This is a genomic window from Okeania sp. (assembly GCF_983059655.1).
The window spans coordinates 1-2,098 of the sequence record NZ_CEZPJD010001097.1; the positions used below are offsets into that span (position 1 = coordinate 1).

The 2,098-nt window shown below is 38.0% G+C and carries 4 protein-coding genes; all 4 read right to left on the reverse strand.

Going from position 1 to position 2,098, the window contains the following annotated elements; translation table 11 throughout:
• Positions 1–32: 32 nt before the first annotated feature.
• The 4 genes from AC3DU7_RS32135 to AC3DU7_RS32150 all read right to left on the reverse strand — a co-directional run bounded on the left by AC3DU7_RS32135 (position 33) and on the right by AC3DU7_RS32150 (position 1,918).
• On the reverse strand, positions 33–527 hold the full coding sequence (locus AC3DU7_RS32135; RefSeq protein WP_488043284.1) for a hypothetical protein: 495 nt from the start codon (positions 525–527) through the stop codon (positions 33–35).
• A gap of 352 nt (positions 528–879) precedes the next feature.
• On the reverse strand, positions 880–1,095 hold the full coding sequence (locus AC3DU7_RS32140) for a hypothetical protein (protein WP_488043285.1): 216 nt from the start codon (positions 1,093–1,095) through the stop codon (positions 880–882).
• 204 nt (positions 1,096–1,299) lie between these two features.
• Positions 1,300–1,689 carry a type II toxin-antitoxin system VapC family toxin gene (locus AC3DU7_RS32145; protein ID WP_488043286.1) on the reverse strand — a complete coding sequence of 130 codons (390 nt, stop codon included), beginning with the start codon at positions 1,687–1,689 and terminating at the stop codon, positions 1,300–1,302.
• Positions 1,676–1,918, reverse strand: coding sequence for an AbrB/MazE/SpoVT family DNA-binding domain-containing protein (locus AC3DU7_RS32150; protein WP_488043287.1), 243 nt, complete (start codon positions 1,916–1,918; stop codon positions 1,676–1,678). Before AC3DU7_RS32150 ends, AC3DU7_RS32145 begins: the two co-directional genes overlap by 14 nt.
• Between the last annotated feature and the right edge of the window lie 180 nt (positions 1,919–2,098).

The following is a 2,098-nucleotide window of genomic DNA, read 5'->3' on the forward strand; positions in this document are numbered from 1 at the left end:
TTTTGTTCAGTCATTTATAAACTCCTTATTTTTCAATTTTCTACACCAGCAACTTGAGCTAGAGCTAGAGCATACTTATTTAGCTCATTTCCCAAAACCTCTAGTTCCTTTCGCAGCTCAGGCTCTTCTGACCACTGTAGCTCATGTTCTTTAGAACTAACACCATCGGGTCTCTGAGTTTCCCAAACCTCTAAACTAGGATGCCACTTAGTTAAAAAAGGCCGTAACCCTTGGTTGAGAACAGCGATCGCGATACCACCAACTGAATTATATGAAGCACCAACCCCTGGACCTGCTTCTTTCAAAATTTCACGAGTGGTTTCAAATAAACTGTAGAGAGAGTCTAAAGCTTCTCTAAAAATGCCCTCTTCTTGCCCTAATGGTTGTATCGAAATGCGTGTCACCAGCTCAACATAGAGCGACCAGGCCGCATGACGTTCTGTTTGGTCTGCCTCCCACTCAGCAGACCCCAGGCCAAAAGGAAGGCTAACTGACACTTTTTTTAAAACAGCAGGATCTCGTTCCATTGAATTTTCTCCATTACCATATATACTAAGCCTTGGTTAGCCATCCTGCAATAAGTTAAGCCTAGTTGTCGAAATTTTGGCGTTGCTGAATTGAAGTATGAATGTGCGATTGTTTGGTTCTGGTCAAGGCCCCTAAATACCCCAAAATTTGCGGACTTTTAGAGTTTTATGCCCCCAAAATTGGGGGGCTAGGGGGGCGAAATCATACCCATAATCAACAACGCCAAAATTTTTAATATTATTGTAGTACCGTAATAATACGATTGTCAAGATGAATGCTATAAACATTAATAATATTTAGAGGAGAACATTTTTATTATGCTAATCAACTGGACTTGATATAATTCATCTATCAGATTTGCGAGGATAACGGGCAAAAAAGGTGAGAATTAAAATCAAAATCACCAATAATCAAACAACCATAAAGACCAGGTTGATAAGAACCCAATTTATCCTTAAATATAGCCAAAAAAGAAGCTTCTATGGTACTAGCTATTACCAGAATCATCATCTGAAAACCAGAAATAGCACCCAAATAAGCTCTACCAAAAAAACGCGGTAAAGCCACTGCAGATAAAGTACACAGATGCAGGGATAATTCTTTGGGGCAAGTTTGGCGAGATAGCTGCCGCTAGGCTTCGCCAACGCTCCCTAGAGTTGTAGCCTGCTGAAGTTTATAGTAAACTAACAATAATCGTAACCTACCCATTTCCTGCAAAGTTTTAATATACTCCTCAAACTCCTCAACATTATATGGATGCAACATCACCTTTTATTCAAGACAGTTAAAACCTACTTCTCCTCTTAATTTTTTGTCGAATGTCACAGTTTCTACACAACCTGCTTGGCGAGATATCGCTCCTATCAAATAATCAGAAAAATCTGCACTCCCCTGTTTTGTACGCTCAATAGCTTGATAAAGAACAGAAGGGTTTTCCAACTCAAAGACTGTACTCTGCAAAATCATTTCCAAGGTCTTAATAATTTGGTCTTTGCTAAATTTATATGCTTGACTTTTCAGAACCCAAACTAACTCGCACAACACAATATTAGAAACAAAACATGGCTGATTTTCTCTAATAATTTCTAGTGCTTTTTGCCACTGTAGTTCATCATCTCTAGTCAGATAGCGAACTAGAATATTGGTATCAACTCCAATCAATAGCGGCCTCCTGGATTGCATTTTCCATATCCTCAAGAGTTGCTTTCTCAATTCCAGGATGATGTAGGATACCCGACAAATCTTCCACAGAAAACTTCAGAGGAATTATTTTAACTTGTCCCTCTTCATCAATAACAAATTCTATCTTAGTCCCTGCATTCAATTTAAGGTAATCCCTAATTTCTTGAGGAATAGTTATTTGTCCTTGATCGCTTATTGTGTTAGCCATTACGATAACTGTTTACTAAATTTACTCTATTCTACAGTGAGAACTCCATTTTTTTCTAGTTTGACTATGCAGAACACAAAAATATTTATAGGAGAACATTTTTATTCTACTAATCATCCGCACTAGATATAATTCATCTATCAAATTTGCGAGGATGACGGGCAAAAAAGGTGAGAATTA

Coding starts and splice junctions, on each gene's coding strand:
- AC3DU7_RS32135 (WP_488043284.1), bottom strand. CDS start 527: ATGGAACGAGATCCTGCTGTTTTAAAAAAAGTGTCAGTTAGCCTTCCT.
- AC3DU7_RS32150 (WP_488043287.1), bottom strand. CDS start 1,918: ATGGCTAACACAATAAGCGATCAAGGACAAATAACTATTCCTCAAGAA.